Origin of the sequence: Sediminicoccus sp. KRV36, from assembly GCF_023243115.1 — a bacterium.
Classification (GTDB): Bacteria; Pseudomonadota; Alphaproteobacteria; order Acetobacterales; family Acetobacteraceae; genus Roseococcus.
Map to the genome: position 1 here is coordinate 3,037,131 of NZ_CP085081.1, position 15,653 is coordinate 3,052,783.

18 protein-coding genes are annotated in these 15,653 nt (G+C 69.1%); 10 read left to right on the forward strand and 8 right to left on the reverse strand.

What is annotated here, in order from left to right:
- Window positions 1–142: 142 nt before the first annotated feature.
- Window positions 143–1,291, reverse strand: coding sequence for a deoxyguanosinetriphosphate triphosphohydrolase (locus LHU95_RS14255; protein WP_248707622.1), 1,149 nt, complete (start codon window positions 1,289–1,291; stop codon window positions 143–145).
- 78 nt (window positions 1,292–1,369) lie between these two features.
- On the opposite strand from LHU95_RS14255, the gene LHU95_RS14260 reads away from it, so the two are divergent.
- A complete protein-coding gene (locus tag LHU95_RS14260; protein ID WP_248707623.1) occupies window positions 1,370–1,720 on the forward strand; it encodes an iron-sulfur cluster assembly accessory protein in 351 nt (116 codons plus the stop codon).
- A gap of 64 nt (window positions 1,721–1,784) precedes the next feature.
- Complete coding sequence (locus LHU95_RS14265; RefSeq protein WP_248707624.1) at window positions 1,785–2,555, forward strand: exodeoxyribonuclease III; 771 nt, start codon at window positions 1,785–1,787, stop codon at window positions 2,553–2,555.
- Between the two features lie 2 nt (window positions 2,556–2,557).
- On the opposite strand, the gene LHU95_RS14270 is transcribed toward LHU95_RS14265, so the two are convergent.
- From LHU95_RS14270 to ltnD, 3 genes are all read right to left on the reverse strand, one after another.
- The gene (locus LHU95_RS14270) at window positions 2,558–2,731 is read right to left on the reverse strand and encodes a hypothetical protein (protein WP_248707625.1); all 174 of its coding nucleotides are present in this window, start codon (window positions 2,729–2,731) and stop codon (window positions 2,558–2,560) included.
- 49 nt (window positions 2,732–2,780) lie between these two features.
- Window positions 2,781–2,939: a hypothetical protein gene (locus LHU95_RS14275; RefSeq protein WP_248707626.1), complete on the reverse strand. Its 159-nt coding sequence runs from the start codon at window positions 2,937–2,939 to the stop codon at window positions 2,781–2,783.
- An 80-nt stretch (window positions 2,940–3,019) separates the two neighbouring features.
- Window positions 3,020–3,934 carry an L-threonate dehydrogenase gene (ltnD, locus tag LHU95_RS14280; protein WP_248711567.1) on the reverse strand — a complete coding sequence of 305 codons (915 nt, stop codon included), beginning with the start codon at window positions 3,932–3,934 and terminating at the stop codon, window positions 3,020–3,022.
- 310 nt (window positions 3,935–4,244) lie between these two features.
- Between ltnD and LHU95_RS14285 the strand changes: the two genes are divergently transcribed.
- Window positions 4,245–4,661: a hypothetical protein gene (locus LHU95_RS14285; RefSeq protein ID WP_248707627.1), complete on the forward strand. Its 417-nt coding sequence runs from the start codon at window positions 4,245–4,247 to the stop codon at window positions 4,659–4,661.
- Here LHU95_RS14285 and LHU95_RS14290 read toward each other — a convergent pair.
- Both LHU95_RS14290 and LHU95_RS14295 read right to left on the reverse strand, forming a co-directional pair.
- Entirely contained in the window at window positions 4,656–6,005 is a 1,350-nt protein-coding gene (locus LHU95_RS14290; RefSeq protein ID WP_248707628.1) for an MATE family efflux transporter, read from the reverse strand. The genes LHU95_RS14285 and LHU95_RS14290 overlap by 6 nt on opposite strands.
- Window positions 6,002–7,252 (reverse strand): FAD-dependent oxidoreductase, encoded by a 1,251-nt coding sequence (locus tag LHU95_RS14295; protein ID WP_248707629.1) that lies wholly within the window; start codon window positions 7,250–7,252, stop codon window positions 6,002–6,004. Before LHU95_RS14295 ends, LHU95_RS14290 begins: the two co-directional genes overlap by 4 nt.
- A gap of 73 nt (window positions 7,253–7,325) precedes the next feature.
- Here LHU95_RS14295 and LHU95_RS14300 point away from each other — a divergent pair, with 73 nt between their 5' ends.
- Genes LHU95_RS14300 through LHU95_RS14315 form a run of 4 tightly spaced genes read left to right on the forward strand, consistent with a single transcriptional unit; the run spans window position 7,326 to window position 11,120 of the window.
- Window positions 7,326–8,207: a TauD/TfdA family dioxygenase gene (locus LHU95_RS14300; protein WP_248707630.1), complete on the forward strand. Its 882-nt coding sequence runs from the start codon at window positions 7,326–7,328 to the stop codon at window positions 8,205–8,207.
- Window positions 8,204–9,043 (forward strand): fumarylacetoacetate hydrolase family protein, encoded by an 840-nt coding sequence (locus LHU95_RS14305; RefSeq protein ID WP_248707631.1) that lies wholly within the window; start codon window positions 8,204–8,206, stop codon window positions 9,041–9,043. Before LHU95_RS14300 ends, LHU95_RS14305 begins: the two co-directional genes overlap by 4 nt.
- A gap of 11 nt (window positions 9,044–9,054) precedes the next feature.
- Window positions 9,055–10,023 carry a tripartite tricarboxylate transporter substrate-binding protein gene (locus tag LHU95_RS14310; RefSeq protein WP_248707632.1) on the forward strand — a complete coding sequence of 323 codons (969 nt, stop codon included), beginning with the start codon at window positions 9,055–9,057 and terminating at the stop codon, window positions 10,021–10,023.
- A gap of 2 nt (window positions 10,024–10,025) precedes the next feature.
- Window positions 10,026–11,120: an Ldh family oxidoreductase gene (locus tag LHU95_RS14315; RefSeq protein WP_248707633.1), complete on the forward strand. Its 1,095-nt coding sequence runs from the start codon at window positions 10,026–10,028 to the stop codon at window positions 11,118–11,120.
- Window positions 11,121–11,227: 107 nt separating this feature from the next.
- Here LHU95_RS14315 and LHU95_RS14320 read toward each other — a convergent pair whose 3' ends face one another.
- Window positions 11,228–11,623, reverse strand: coding sequence for a nuclear transport factor 2 family protein (locus LHU95_RS14320; protein ID WP_248707634.1), 396 nt, complete (start codon window positions 11,621–11,623; stop codon window positions 11,228–11,230).
- Window positions 11,623–12,834: a UDP-N-acetyl-D-mannosamine dehydrogenase gene (gene wecC, locus LHU95_RS14325; RefSeq protein ID WP_248707635.1), complete on the reverse strand. Its 1,212-nt coding sequence runs from the start codon at window positions 12,832–12,834 to the stop codon at window positions 11,623–11,625. The genes LHU95_RS14320 and wecC overlap by 1 nt, the downstream gene beginning before the upstream one ends.
- Before the next feature lie 107 nt (window positions 12,835–12,941).
- Here wecC and LHU95_RS14330 point away from each other — a divergent pair, with 107 nt between their 5' ends.
- From LHU95_RS14330 to LHU95_RS14340, 3 genes are all read left to right on the forward strand, one after another.
- Window positions 12,942–13,913, forward strand: coding sequence for a tripartite tricarboxylate transporter substrate binding protein (locus LHU95_RS14330; protein WP_248707636.1), 972 nt, complete (start codon window positions 12,942–12,944; stop codon window positions 13,911–13,913).
- Between the two features lie 134 nt (window positions 13,914–14,047).
- A complete protein-coding gene (locus LHU95_RS14335; RefSeq protein WP_248707637.1) occupies window positions 14,048–14,917 on the forward strand; it encodes an isocitrate lyase/PEP mutase family protein in 870 nt (289 codons plus the stop codon).
- Window positions 14,914–15,627, forward strand: a complete 714-nt coding sequence (locus tag LHU95_RS14340) for a haloacid dehalogenase type II (protein WP_248707638.1) — start codon at window positions 14,914–14,916, stop codon at window positions 15,625–15,627. The genes LHU95_RS14335 and LHU95_RS14340 overlap by 4 nt, the downstream gene beginning before the upstream one ends.
- Window positions 15,628–15,653 lie beyond the last annotated feature (26 nt).

Sequence of the window (15,653 nt, forward strand, 5' to 3'; positions counted from 1 at the left end):
GCCGCAGCAACACGCCAGAACGGGTCCACACGATGGGAACTCCCCGCCATGTTCGCCAGCCTGATGCATAAACTCCGCCGCTGGATCGGCTACCGGCCCGAGCGCCGCTACATGCGGGGCAGCGCGCGATGAACCGCCCCGCCTACCCGCCCACATGCGGGTCGGTCAGGCGGCGATGTTCCTCCAGCGCGAATCGGTCGGTCATGCCGGCGATGTAGTCGCAGACGACTTCCGCCGCGGCCGGAGTGCCCGCCTCCCCCGCCCGGATCCGCCATTCATCGGGCAGCATCTGGGTGCCGCCATGCAGCAGCTGGAAAAGCACCTGAAGCGCGCGCTTGGATTTCTGCGTGGCCCGGTTCACCCGGAAATGCCGGTACATCCGCTCGAACAGGAAGGCGCGGACATCTGCATTGGCGCGGGCCATTTCGGGGCTGAAACCCACCACCGGGCCCGGGGCCGCGCGGATATCCGCCGCGGATCTAGGCGCCAGCTCGGTGATCCGCCGCGTGGCTTCGGCCACCACATCGCCGATCATCGCGGCGATCACCCGCCGCACCATCTCGGGTGCTTCGCGGCCCGCGGGCATGGCCGGATGCGCCGCCCGGGCGGCTGCCAGCGCGGCGCCGGGCATGGGGAGTGCGGCCACCTCCTCCAGCGCGAAAAGCCCGGCCCGGATGCCATCCTCCAGGTCGTGATTGTTATAGGCGATGTCATCGGCGATGGCCGCCACCTGGGCCTCGGCGCTGGCATGGCTGGTCAGTTCCAGATCATGCAGGGCGTTGTATTCGCGCAGATAGGTCGCCGGGCGCCGGGCCGGGCCATTGTGCTTGGCCAGCCCCTCCAGCGTCTCCCAGGTCAGATTCAGCCCGTCAAAGCCGGCATAGCGCCGTTCCAGCAGCGTGACGTGCTTCAGGCTCTGCGCGTTATGGTCGAAGCCGCCATGCGGGCGCATCGCGGTGTCCAGCGCCTCCTCCCCCGCATGGCCGAAGGGCGGGTGGCCGAGGTCATGGGCGAGGGCCAGCGCCTCGGCCAGATCCTCATCCAGCCTGAGGCGCCGGGCCAGGCTGCGGGCGATCTGCGCGACCTCGATGCTGTGGGTCAGGCGGGTGCGGAAATGATCGCCCTCATGAAAGACGAAGACCTGCGTCTTGTATTGCAGGCGGCGAAAGGCGCGCGAATGGATGATGCGGTCCCGGTCGCGCTGCCAGGGGCTGCGATTGAGGTCCTCCGGCTCGGCATGGAGGCGGCCGCGGGTGGAGGACACAGCCCAGGGGGCAAGCGAAGGATGCATCGCGCAGGCGTATCAGGCGATCGCGGCGGTGGAAATCCTGGTTGTGACGGCCTACATGAAGGGTCAGGAGATTTCACCATGCCCGACGGCACCCTCGCCCGCGCCTTTCACGTCACCCCCCGCGCCGCGGAGGAGGTCGCCGCCATCGCCACGCGCGAGGGGCGGCCCGAAGCGGGGCTGCGCGTCACCGTCTCGGCCGGCGGCTGTTCGGGGCTGCAATATGGCTTCGCCCTGGAAGACACCGCGGCGGAGGATGACCTGGTCGTGACCGTCGGTGCGACCCGGGTTTTTGTGGATGGCGTCTCGCTCGATTTCCTGGATGGCTCGCAGCTGGACTGGCATGAGGCGCTGATCGGCTCGCATTTCGTGGTGCGCAACCCGCAGGCGGTCAGCGGCTGCGGCTGCGGCGTCAGCTTCGCGGTGGCCTGAACGCCGCCCCACGTCTTGCCGCCCCACATCTTGCCGCTGACGCGCCCGCCCGCCACAAGGGGGCATGCGCCTCGCCAGCTTCAATGTGAATTCGATCCGCCGCCGGGTGCCGCATCTGGCGCGCTTCCTCGCGCGGCATGAGCCGGACCTCGTCTTCCTGCAGGAATTGAAGTGCAAGACGGAGGAATTCCCGGCCCTTGAACTGGCCGGCACCGGCTACCGCATCCATGCCGTCGGCCAGCCGGGCGGGCGCAATGGCGTGGCGGTGCTGGGCCGCGTCGATTTCGACATCCTGAACGAAGCCCTGCCCGGCGAGCCGGAGGACAGCCATGCCCGATTCCTGGCGGTGCGGGCCGGCGGGATGGTGGCCGCGGGCATCTACCTCCCCAACGGCAATAGCGGCGGCGCCGAGGGCATGGCCTATAAATGGCGCTGGATGGACCGGCTGCGCCTCTGGGCCGCGGCGCATCTGGACGCCTTCACGCCGCTTGCCATCCTCGGCGATTTCAATGTCTGCCCGACCGAGCGGGACCTCGCATCCGGCGCCCTGCCGCCGCTGGATGCGCTGGTGCATCCTGAAAGCCGCGCCCGCTGGCGTGCCATGGAACATCTGGGCCTGACCGATGCGCTGCGCGCGCTGCACCCGCAGGACGCGCCCTACACCTATTGGGATTATGGCGCGGCCTTCGAGACCAATCGCGGCTTGCGGATTGACCATGCGCTGCTCTCGGCGGAACTGGCCGAGCGGCTGGCGCTGTGCGGCGTGGATGTCGCGGCGCGGGCGGAGGACCAGCCCTCGGATCACGCGCCGGTCTGGCTGGACCTCGCGGACTGATTTCAGCCCCGGAAGGGGCTCCAGCCGGGACCGATCCAGGGCCTGTAGCGTTCATCCAGGGCCGGGGCCGGGTAGATCACCGGGTCGGGTGCGACCAGAACTTCACGCTCGGGCCGCCAGGCGGAACAGCCGCCGGGCAGGATCAGCAGGCCGAGGATGAGGAAAGCGCTGCGCATGCTGATCAATCCAGCATGGACCGGCACGCCGGTCCATCATGCCCGCCACTCACCCAATAATCAGGCGGCTCAGCAGCCAGGCGAGGCCGAAGCCCGCCACGGCGGAGAGCGCCACCTGCACGGGCAGGTTCAGCGCCGGTTGCGCCCTCGCCAAGCGGGGCTTGGGCGGGATGCGGAGGCTGTCATGGGTGGGGTAGGTCGTGCTCATGGGCAAAGGTAAACACGAACAAATCATAAACACAAGCGGTTTATTCTACCTTTGTTCTCTTTTCTGTGGCCCCGCTTGGCTCACTCCGTGGGCAGCCGCGCCTCCGCCCCGCCCGGCTCGCCCGGCAGCGCGAAGCCCGCGATGGCCTGCCAGACCCGCAGCACGAAGGCATCATCCCGGCCGCCCTGGCCCAGCGCCCGCTGCGCCACAAAAAGCTGCAGGGCCTGGGCGGCCAGCGGCACCGGCAGAGCCGATTCGCGGGCCATGGCCTCCACCAGCCCCAGATCCTTCACGAAGATGTCGCCGGCGCTGAGCGGCGTGTCATCGCCGGCCAGCACATGCGCCATGCGGTTCCGGAACATCCAGGAGGCGCCCGCCGCGCCATTCACCACGCCATAGACCGTATGCGGGTCCAGCCCCGCCCGCAGCGCCAGGGCCATGGCCTCGGCCGCGGCGGCGATGTGAACGCCGGCCAGCAGCTGGTGCACCACCTTCATGGCCGCCCCCTGCCCTGGCTCGGCACCCAGGTTCCAGACCTTGCCGGCCACCGCATCGAGCATCGGCGCGGCGGCTGCGAACGCGGCCTCGCTGCCGCTGGCCATCACCGTCATCCGCCCTTCCCGCGCGGCAACCGCACCGCCCGATACCGGCGCATCCAGGTAGAGCAATCCCAACGCTGCGGCCTCGGCCGCCAGGCGCTTCGCATCGCCGGGCGCCATGGTGGCCGAACAGATCACAACCCCACCCGGAGCCAGGCGCTGGGCAGCGCCCTCGGTGCCGAACAGGGCGCGCTCGGCCTGGGCGGCATTCACCGTCAGCACCAGCACCGCCGCCTGGCCCTCCGCCAGGTCAGCGCCGCGCGCCACGGCCCGATTGCCGAATGCCGCCCGCGCGGCCTCGCTCGGGTCCACGCCGGTCACGTCCAGGCCTGCGCGCAGGGCACTCGCGGCCGCACCGCCGCCCATGCTGCCCAAGCCGATCACCGCACATCGCATCGCCATCTCCTGCCCGTGTTGCTGGCGCGGATAGCCGGCCCGGCCAGGACCAGGGGCTATCAGCCTTGCCGGCGTGTTTCCGCCCGGCAGCTTGCCGCTGCCGCCGCGGCTTGCACAGCCTAGCCCCGTCCGGCGATGAGGATGGGGAGGCCGTGGCTGGGGATGCTCGACGCCCCCGCCTTGTTTTGCCCCCTGTCGAAGCAGCCCTCCAAGGGCTTGCCGGCCCTTGCGGCCGCAACCTTCAGCCGCGCGCCGCGTATTGCGAGTCATTCTCACTCGCACTATTCTGCCGCCAGCACGGAGGCTCCCCATGGCGACTCGCGGCCTACCCACCTGGCCCCATCTGAACGACAGCCCGGATGCCCTGCCCGAGGCCGAGCGCCTGATCCTGGATGCCGCCCGCGCCTGGGCCATCCGTGGCTCTCTGGTGGATGCCGCCCTGGTCCTGGCCAGCGCCAGTGCGGAGGGCACGGCCCTGCTGCTCGATCCGCTGCTGCGCGCCCTGCCTGGGCTGCATCTGGCCTGCCCGCTCTGCCCCATCGTCACGCAGGGCGAGGCTTCGCTGCTGCTGGCGGTGAGTGCCGTGCAGCACAATGGCCGTGGCGTGGCGCTGGGACTGCTGCACCGCCTGGCACCGCCCCTGGGCGCCTATCGGGCCATGCCGGCTTTGATTGGCCTGGCCACGGCGCTGAAGCGCGGCGGCGTCATCCTTTCGGCCCGGCTATGAGCGCGGCCCCCATACGGCGGACCGCACCGCCACCGCCGTCAACGCGCCATAGGCGGTGACGCCGAGTGCCACGGCGAAGAATTGCCCATCCATGCCAAAGCCCAGCACATCGCCCAGCAGCCAGCCGCCACCCACCGCAAGCCCCAGCCGCGAGAGCCCGGCCGCGATGGGATAGCCCATGCGCCCCGCCCCCATCGCCGCGAAATACATCGCCATGCCGAGGCCGAAGCCGCCAAAGGCCGGGCCGATGAAGGTCAGCGCCCGCGCGGCGATGCCGGCAACCTCCGCATCCGAGGAGAACAACGTGGCGAAGAACAGCGGATGGATCGCAACCGTGATGCCCACCGCCGAGCAAACGCCAAAGGCCATCAACGCGCCCACCCAGGCGGTGCGCCGCGCCGTCTCCCAATCGCCCTGGCCCACCGCGCGCCCCACCAGGGCCGTCAGCGCCGAGCCCACGCCGAAGGCCAGCGGGATCATCATGAATTCCAGCCGCGCCGAAACGCCATAGGCCGCGACGACAACCGCGCCATAGGATGAGAGCCGCGCCGTCACCAGGATCGTCGCCAGATTGGCGATCAGGGCCAGGGTGCAGGCAATCGCCCCCACCGCCAGAATGCGCCGGAACAAGGCCCAGCGCAGCTTGACGCGCAAATCCGGCGTGAAGCCGGCCGCGCCGGAAAACACGACCTTGGCCATCACGCCAGCCGCCACCCAGAAGCACAGCGCGAAGGCCAGGCCGAGCCCGATCAGGCCCAGGCCCAGCGCCTCGGCAAGCACGAAGCCCAGCAGGGGATAGGCCAGCCAGGCGAAGTTCAGCACGCGCGCCGCCAGCGCGTGCTTGCCCGCCCCCCGCAGGATGGAGCCCAGCGTATTGGCCATCCAGGCCGGCACCGCGCCCAGCCCGAACAGCACCGCCGCATAGGGCGCCCCCGCCGCCGCGGCCTCCGGCCCGCCGATCAGGGTCAGCAGCCACCAGGGGAAGCCCGCCAGCAGGATTACGAACATGGCGGCGAAGCCCAGCGCGATCAGCAGCGCATGCACGGCCAGGGCCGAAGCCTCCTCATTCTGCTTCGCCCCCAGCGCGCGGGCGATGGCGCTGACCACGCCGCCGCCCATCGCACCCGCCGACATCTGGCCGAGCAGCAGCGCGAAGGGCAGCACCACCGCCCACCCCGCCAGGGCCGAGCGGCCCAGCCGCGCCGCGATCACCGTCTCCAGCAGCAAGGCGAGGACCTGCAGGGCCGAGAGCACCGTGGTGGGTGCGGCCAGGGCGAAGATGCGCTTCGCCAGTTCCGCCGAGCCGGGGCGGGGTGGCGCGGCCGGACGCTCCAGCACCGTCACGCGAAGCGCTCGACGCGGAAGGGGGCCAGATCCGCATTGGGCCTGGGGCCGAGCATGGCGGCCGCCATCAGCGCGCCGGTCGGCGCCGAGCCGGTGAGCCCCAGATGCCCATGGCCGAAGGCGCACCACAGCCCGGGCCAGGCCGCGACAGGGCCCACCACGGGCAGGCTGTCGGGCAGGCAAGGGCGATGGCCCATCCAGTAGGGCTTGGCGTCGCGCGTATCGGCCTGGGGATAGACCTTGGCCAGGTCTTCGAGCAGCAGGGCCGCGCGCGCGGCGTTGGGCGGCGCCTCGGTGCCGCCGAATTCCACCGTGCCCGCGATGCGCAGGCCCTCCTCCATCGGCGTGATGAAGGCCTTGCGATCGGCCGGCACCACGGGGCGCCGCGGCATCACGCCCGGATGGGGCAGCATGATGTGATAGCCGCGCTGGCTCTCCAGCGGCACCTTGATGCCGAGCGGCGCGAGCAACCGCGCCGACCAGGCGCCGGCCGCGAGGACCACATGATCCGCCGGCAGCGGCGCGCCATCCACCATGGCCCCGGTCACCCGATGATCCTGCGTGATGAGCGCCGAGACCACGCCGCGCAGGATGCGCCCGCCCATCCGCTCGATCCCGCGCGCGATGACGCGCGATTGCCGCAGCGGGTTCACCGATTGCCCCTGATGCGGCACGAAGACCGCCACGGCATAGTTCGCCGAAACTTCGGGCTCCAGCTCCAGCAGGCCGGCGCGGTCCAGCACGCGCATCTCCAGCCCATGCGCGCGGCGCAGCGCCCAGGCCGCGTCATCCTTGGCCAGGTGCTGCGCATCCCGGTAGAGGTAGAGCTGGCCATTGTTGACGATGAGATCGAGGGCACCCTCGGCCGCCAGGATTTCCAGATGCCGCTCCTCCGCGCCATGCATCAGCAGCGCCAGGGCCTGCGCGATTTCGGCCACGCGCTCCGGCCGCGCTTCCAGCACGAAGCGCCACAGCCAGGGGAAGGCGGCGGGCCAGTAGCGCGCGGGAATATGCAAGGCGCCCTTGGGGTCCAGCAGCATGCCCGGCACCTGCTTGAGGATGCCCGGCATCGCCAGTGGTGCCACGGAGCCGCCCGAAATCGCCCCTGCATTGCCCGAGGATGTGCCCTCGCCCGGGCCATCGCGATCCACCAGCGTCACATCGGCGCCACCGCGGGCGAGATACCAGGCGCAGCACAGGCCGACGATGCCAGCGCCAATGACGAGGATGCGCGGTTTTGTTTCCATTGCAGGGATGCTCGCGCATGATTGACGCGCCCGCAATGCGCGCCGAAGCTCCCCGCAAGAACGGAGGAACACTATGCGGATTGTGCCCAACAACACGGGCCTTGGCGCGCGCATTTTCGATGTGGACCTCAGCCAGGCGCTGACGCCGGAAGATTTCCGCGCCGTGCTGCGCGCCCTTGGCGAATACGGCGTGCTGTGTTTTCCGCAGCAGGATCTCGATGCGCCTGCGCTCGCCGCCTATGCCAGCCGCTTCGGCACGCTGGAGGTGAATGTGGCCAACATGTTCCACGCGCCGGACCTGCCCGAGATCATGATCCTCTCCAACAAGCGCGACGAAGCGGGCAAACCGCTTGGCCTGAACGATGCAGGCCAGGGCTGGCACACCGATATGAGCTATTCGACCGAGATCGCGCTGGCCAATGTGCTGCACGCGAAGGAAGTGCCGATGCGCGACGGCCGCCCGCTGGGTGACACGCAATTCCGCAACATGCACGCCGCCTATGACGACCTGCCCGCCGAGGTGAAGGAACGCCTGGAAGGCCGCGTCGCCATCCATGACTTCGTGAAATTCTGGGACATGATGCGCATCCGCCCCGGCTCCATCCGCGCACCCCTGACACCCGAGCAGCGCGCGAAGAAACCGCCGGTGCGCCAGCCCATCTTCCGCGTGCATCCGATCACCGGCCGGCGGGTGCTCTATTGCAACCCGGGCTATGCGATGGCGATCGAAGGGCTGGAAAAGGCCGAGAGCGATGCGCTGCTCGACTACCTCTTTCGCCATCAATCCCAGGCGAAATACCTGCACAGCCACGCCTGGAGTCCAGGCGACGTGCTGATGTGGGACAATATCGGCACCACCCATAATGCGAAGGCCGATTACGCCGCCGGGGAACCTCGCTTCATCCTGCGCGCGCAGGTGATGGCGAGCCTGGATTATGCGGCGCTGGCGGCATGAGGCTGGCCACCCTGAAGGATGGCCGCCTGGCTGGCGTACTGCCCGACGCGCTGGTGCCCCTGCCCGGCCATGACATGATCGCACTGCTGAGCGACGAGGCGGCGATGACCGAAGCCGCCCGCGCCATCGCCTTCGCGGCGCGTCCTGGCCAGTCCGCGGTGCGCCTGCCCCTCGATGAAGCGCTGCTGGCGGCACCCTTGCGCCCCGGCAAGATCATCGGCGTTGGCCGCAATTACGGCGCCCATGCCAGCGAGGTCGGCGGGCCGAAGCTGGCGGCGCCGAAGCTGTTCCTGAAGCCCACCTCCTCGGTCTGTGGCCCTGGCACGGCGGTGCAGATTCCACGCGCGGTCACCAAGCCCGATTGGGAGGCAGAACTCGCCGTCATCATCGGCGCGCCGGCCTTTGAGGTGGAGGAGCGCGTGGCGCTCGACCACGTCGCCGGCTACACCATCCTGAATGACATCTCGGCGCGGGAATTCCAGTTCGACCAGCCGCTGGCGATGACCAGCTTCGCCAAGGGCCTGACGGATTTCTGCCCGATCGGCCCCTGGATCGTCACCGCCGATGAGCTGGGCGAACCCTGGGCACTCGATGTGGATTGCACGCTGAATGGCGAGATGGTGCAGCATGGCAATACGCGCGATCTCATCTTCTCCGTCCCCGCGCTGATTGCCTATATCTCTCGCTTCATGCGGCTCGACACCGGCGATGTCATCGCCACCGGGACGCCGGCTGGCTCCGGCCATTTCCGCACCCCGCCCCGTTATCTGAAAAGCGGCGATGCCCTGGCGCTCGGCGTCTCGGGCATTGGCACGCTGCGACATTCGATCGCATGAGGAAGCTCGCCATGATCCGTGCACTCAGCCTGCTTCTGCTGCTGGCGGCCCCTGCCTGGGCCCAGCCCCGCGCGGGCGATTATCCCAACCGGCCGGTGCGCGTCGTCGTCGCACTCGCGCCCGGCGGCAATGCCGATATCAATGCGCGGCTTGTCTCTGCCGCGCTGAGCCAGGCCCTGGGCCAGCAATTCATCGTGGAAAACCGCCCCTCGGGCGGCGGCGTCGTGGCGATGGAAACCGTGGGGCGCGCGGCACCCGATGGCTATACGCTGCTGGTCGGTGCGCTCGGCTCGCACGCCTTGAATGTCGGGCTGTATCGCAGCCTGCCGGTGCATCCGCTGACCGGGCTGGATCACATCACCATCAGTTCGGAAAGTGCCATGGTGGTGGCGGTGCATCCCTCCACCGGCTGGCGCAATCTGAACGAGATGCGCGCCTCGCTGCTGGAGCGGCCCGGGCATTTCACCTTCGGCAGTTCCGGCAACGGCACCACGGGGCATATCGCGGCCGCGCTGTTGCTGGCGCAGATGGGTGTCACGGCGCAGCACATTCCCTATCGCGGCTCGGCGGCCTCCTTCGCCGATCTTTCGGCCGGGCGCATCCAGTTCCAGGCGGACACCATCTCCTTCCTGGAGCAGCATATCCGCGCCGGCACGGTGAACGGCCTGGTGATCGGCACGGCCACACGCTCGCCCATGACGCCCGACGTGCCGACCGCCGCCGAAGCGGGTTTCCCCGGCTTCCAGGCGACGACCTGGACGCCCTGGTCCAGCGCCATCGGCACGCCGCCCGTGATCCTGGAATTCTTGCAACAGCAGATCGCCGCGCAGCTTGCCGCAGGCCCGGTGCGTGAGCGCATCCTCGCACTCGGCAACACCATCCCCGAGAACATGACGCCGACGCGCACCCGCGCCTTCATCGCCGCTGAGATCGAGAAATGGGTGCCCATCGTGCGTGCCACCGGTGCGACGGTGGATTGAGCATGCTGCACGCCACGCACGGCTCCATCCGGGCCCAGATCCTCGCCATCCTGCATGCCTGGGGCAGCCCGCCGCATCTGGCCGAGACCACCGCCGACATCATGGTGGAAACCGACCTGACCGGCGTGGACAGCCACGGCATCTCCATGCTGATGGCCTATGAGGAGTTGCTGCACAAAGGCCAGCTGCGCATCGCGGGCGAGCCGCGTGTGGTGCGCGATTTCGCCGCGACCGCGATGGTGGACGGGGCGGATGGCCTCGGCCATCCGGCCGCCTTCATGGCCATGAAGCTTGCCGTGGAAAAGGCGCGCGCCTTCGGCGTGGGCGCCGTGGGCGTGGTGAACAGCCATCATTTCGGCGCGGCGGGCTGCTATGCGCGGATTGCGACGGATGCCGGGCTCATCGGCATGGTCACCTCCTCCACGCGCGGCATCCTGATGGTGCCGACGCGGGGCGCCGAACCGGTGCTGGGCACCAACCCCATCGCCTTCGCCGCACCCGCGGGCCGGCACCGGCCCGTGCTGCTGGACATGGCGACCACCACCGTCGCGGGCAACAAGGTGAAGGTCTATCACCTGAACGACAAACCCATCCCCGAAGGCTGGGTGCAGGATGGCGAGGGGCGGCCGGTCACCGACAGCCACATCGCCAATGACTACGTCTTCAAGCACAAGGAAGGCGGCATCACGCCCGTGGGTGGGCCCGAGGCGCTGGGCGGCCACAAGGGCTACGGCCTCGCTTTGATGGCGCATATCCTGGGCGGCGCCATGGTAGGGGCCAGCTTCTCACCGATCCGCAACCGCACGCAGAAGGCAGGGGAGCCGAACAATATCGGCCACTTCATGCTGGCCGTGGACCCGCGCGCCTTCCGCGATATCGAGGGCTATGAGAACGACATGGATGCGGTGATTGACGTGCTGCACGCGACGCGCCCGGCCGACCCCGCCAAGCCCGTGCTGGTGCCGGGCGAGCCGGAGGATGCCTCCCGCGCGAAGCGGCTGGTGGAGGGCATCCCGATGCCGGACAGCCTGGTGCAGCATGTGCGGGACGTGGCCACGCGGGCGGGCGTGGCTTACGTGTTGCAGCCGGCAGGTTGACCGGCCGGATCAGCGACACCCATCGGCGATCCGCGCCGGATCGGCGCGGCGGAATGCTTCGGCCTTCCGAAGCCAAGCTGACGCCCGGCGTCTGAGGGCGTCAAAAATCAAACCGAACGAAGTTCCGTGTTGAAGCTCTTGCTCACGATCTTCCATCCCTCGCCCGTCTTCAGCAGCAGCAGGTAATCCGTGAAGTAGCGCGGCGGGATGCAGCAATTGACCTTCACGCAGGCCGCGTCATCGCCGGCCATGTCCATCGCCAGAATGCGATCTTCCCGCGTGAAACCCTGTTCGGAGGGCTTGGCGCGGGATGCGATGCGCGCGAGCCATTCCTCACGCGGCAGATCCACCACGGTCCCCTCCACCACATTGTAGAGATGCGAAACGGGATGGAAGGCGGCCGCGATCTTCGCGCCATCGCCCTCATACAGGCCATCCAGATAGGTGCGCACCACCGCTTCGATCTGGGTGAGCGCGGGCAGGGTCACGGAACCATCAGGCATCAGGGGCTCTCCTCGTCGCGGAAGATTCCGCGGGTGTCCAGAATGCGGCGCCCCGCGCGCTGGGCACGGGGGATGCGCCGGAAGGCGGCATGGTCGGTCAATACCAGCAGCGCCCCCGGCCCCGCCAGGGCTTCCTCCAGCGAGACCAGCGGCGCCGTCAGCCCGGGGGGTGCCGCGCGCAGATGCGGCTCCACCAGCACCACCTGGCCGGGATGCCGCCGTGCGAGTTCGGCCGCGATGTCCAGCGCGGGGCTTTCGCGCAGATCATCCACATCCGCCTTGAAGGTGAGGCCAAGGCAGATCAGCCGCTCGCCCCCGGCGCAGATCGCCGAGGCCGCATCCAGTACGGCGGCGCGCTTGGCCGCATCCACCGCGCGCGCGGCGGGGATCAGCCGTGCGGCATCCGGCGCCGCATGCGCGAGAAACCACGGGTCCACCGCGATGCAATGCCCGCCGACACCCGGCCCCGGCCGCAGGATCTGCACGCGGGGATGCCGGTTGGCGATTTCGATCACGCGCCAGACATCCAGCCCCTGCGCATCCGCGATCAGGGAGAGTTCATTGGCGAAGGCAATGTTCACGTCACGAAAGGCGTTCTCCGCCAGCTTCACCATCTCGGCCGTTGCGGCATCCGTGCCGACCACCTCGCCGCGCACGAAAAGCCGGTAGAAATCCTGGGCGCGCTGCGTCGCCTCGGGCGTCAGCCCGCCGGCCACGCGGTCATTTTCCACAAGCTCGGTCAGGATGCGGCCGGGCAGCACGCGCTCCGGCCCATAGGCGATGGCGAGGTCGGTCAGCTCCGGCCGCAATTCCGCGAGAAGGGCCGCGATGCGCGCCGTGGTGCCGATCGGGCTCGTGCTTTCCAGCAGCACCAGGTTGCCTGGGCGCAGGGCCGGCGCCAGGGCCCGCGTCGCGTCCAGCACATGGCCGAGCATGGGGGCATGATCCTCGCCCAGCGGCGTGGGCACGGCGATGATGAACACATCCGCCGGCGGCGGCTGCGCGTGCAAGGTGAACAGCCCCGCGCGCAGGGCGCGTTCCAGCAGCGCCTCGACATCCGCCTCGGTGATATGGATGCGGCCCTCGGCCAGCGTGGCGCGCACCGCCGGATTGCTGTCCACCCCCTGCACGGCCATGCCGCGGCTGGCCAGCAGGGCGGCGGTGGGCAGGCCGACATAGCCAAGGCCGATCACGGTGACGCGTGGATTCATCACCGCAGAATGGCACGGCCCTGATCGGCCCGTCACTGCGTTGCGTGGCGCCGGGGCTTCCGCCCGCGGCCGTGCCGGGTGAAACTCCCGGGAACGGAGGAAAAACCATGATCCGCAAAGCTGCGCTTTCAAGACGCTCGCTGCTGGCCTTGCCGGCCCTGCTGCCCGCAACTGCCCTGGGCCAAGGCACCTGGCCGCAAAAGCCCGTGCGTCTGATCGTGCCCTATGCGGCCGGCGGCGGCACGGACATCCTGGCGCGCGCCATGGCCGAGGCTTTGCGCCCCACCCTCGCCCATCCCATCATCGTCGAGAATCGCGCGGGTGCCGCTGGCGTCATCGGCAGCGAGCTGGTGGCCCGGGCCGAACCGGATGGCCATACGCTGACAGCCGTGGTCTCCACCCATGTCATGAACCGGCACGTGCTGAGCCAGGTCCCCTACGACCCAATCCGCGACTTCACGCCCGTCTCGATGCTGACGCGCAACACCATGGTCCTGGCCGCCTCCCACACGCTGCCCTTCACCGACCTTGCCGGCCTGCGCAGCTTCGCCGCGGCCAATCCCGCACGGCTTTCGACCGGCAGCACCGAGGCCCTCTCCCAGTTCATCGGCCAGGAATTGGCGCGGCGCCTGCGCCTCGAAATCCCCGATGTGCAATACCGCTCGGGTGGGCAATTGATGACGGATGTGGTGGCCGGCCACCTGCCGCTGGGCTGGACCAGCACCGCGAGCGCCACGCCGCATCTGGCCACTGGCCGCACCCGCATCATCGCCGTCAGTACATCCACCCGCACGCCCTTCTTCCCCGATGTGCCGACGGTTCAGGAGCAGGGCATCGCCGAATTCGATCTCGCGGGATGGGTGGCGCTGCTGGCGCCGGCGGGCCTGCCGGACGCGATTTCGGCACGCATTCGCGGCTACGTCGGCACGGCCTTCGCCGATGCGGCCTTCCGCGCCCGCCTCACCGCGCTCGGCATCGAGCCCGATCTGCGCCCCCCGGCCGAGACCCTCGCCGCCATGCAGCGCGAGGACCGCATCTGGGCGGCCGCCGCCGCAGCCGGCCACATCACCCGCCAGTGATGCGGGGCCGCCTTTCGCGGCATTGCCGCGGGCGGCATAGTCGCGCCACTGAGCATTGTCGCGTGGCCTGCTGATCCCGGAACGGGCCACCAAAAGCCGCCCTTCCAGGGGCAGGACACAGGAAAAGGACTCCCATGGCACACCCCTCCCTCAAGGCCGCGTTCGATGCGAAGAAATTCGTCGTCGCCCCCGGCATTTTCGACATGATCAGCACCAAGGTGGCGGATGGCATGGGGTTTGATTGCCTCTACGCCACGGGCTTCGGCACGGTCGCCTCGCATCTGGGTGTCGCTGATGCCGGCATCGCGACCTACACCGACATGGTCTCCCGCATGGGCCGCTTCGCGCAGATGGCGAAGACGCCCATCATCGCCGATGCCGATACCGGCTATGGCGGGCTGCTGAATGTGCGCCACACCGTCATGGGGTATGAGGCGGCGGGCATCTCCGGCATTCAGCTCGAAGACCAGGAAATGCCGAAGAAATGCGGCCACACGCCAGGCCGCAGCGTGATCCCGGCCGAGGACATGGTCCTCAAGCTCAAGGTCGCGGTCGAGGCGCGGCGGGATCCGAATTTCCTGATCGTCGCGCGCACCGATGCGCGCACCGGCCTCGGGCTGGAGGAGGCCATTCGCCGTGGCCGCATGTATGGCGATGCGGGTGCGGATATCGTCTTCATCGAAAGCCCGGAAACCGAGGCCGAGATGGTGGAAATCGGCCGTTCCATCAACAAGCCGCTGCTGGCCAACAACGTGGAGGGCGGCCGCACGCCCATCCTGACGGCGGCACGGCTGAAGGAGATCGGCTACAGCATCGCGATCTATCCGGGGGCCGGCTTCCTGGCCGTCGCGGCGGCGCTGGAACGCGTCTATGCGCATCTGCATGCGGTGGGCGACACCAATGGCCTGCCCGCGCAGGAGAGCTACGGCTTTGGCCGCATGTGCGAGCTGATGGGCTTCCCCGAGGTCTGGGAATTCGACAAGAAATGGGCGGTGAAGCCATGAACCAGGTCAAGGCTCTCGTCTTCGACGTCTTTGGCACGGTGATGGATTGGCGCAGTGGCGTGGCGCGCGAATTGGCGGGCTATCTCTCGGCGATCGGGCGCACCGACCTTGATCCCTTCCTGCTCGCAGATGCGTGGCGCAAGCGCTATCAGCCGGCGATGGAGGAATGCCGCTCCGGGCGGCGCGCCTTCACCCGGCTCGATGTGCTGCACCGGGAAAACCTCGAGACCATGCTGGCCGATCATGGTGTCACCGGCTGCAAGCCATCGGATCTGGATGCGCTGAACCTCGCCTGGCACAAGCTGGACCCCTGGCCGGATGTGCTGCTCGGCCTGCACCGGCTGAAGCGCAAATACTTCCTGGCGCCGCTCTCCAACGGCAATATCGCGCTGCTGGCGAACATGGCCAAGCGCGCGCGCATTCCCTGGGATGCCATCCTCGGCGCCGAGCCGGTGCAGGCCTACAAGCCGCAGCCTGAAGCCTATCTGCGCACCGCCGAGCTGCTGGCCATGCACCCGTCCGAGGTCTGCCTCGTTGCGGCCCATAACGGGGATTTGCGGGCGGCGCGCGCAGCGGGCCTGGCCACCGCCTTCATTCCCCGCCCGGTCGAGCATGGCGCGGGCCAGAGCATTGACCTGACGGCCGAAGACCCCTGGGACTGCGTGGCGGCGGATTTCACGGATCTGGCGGCCAGGCTGCATTGCGGGTGAGGTGATCCTGGCGCCCCGGGGCAACC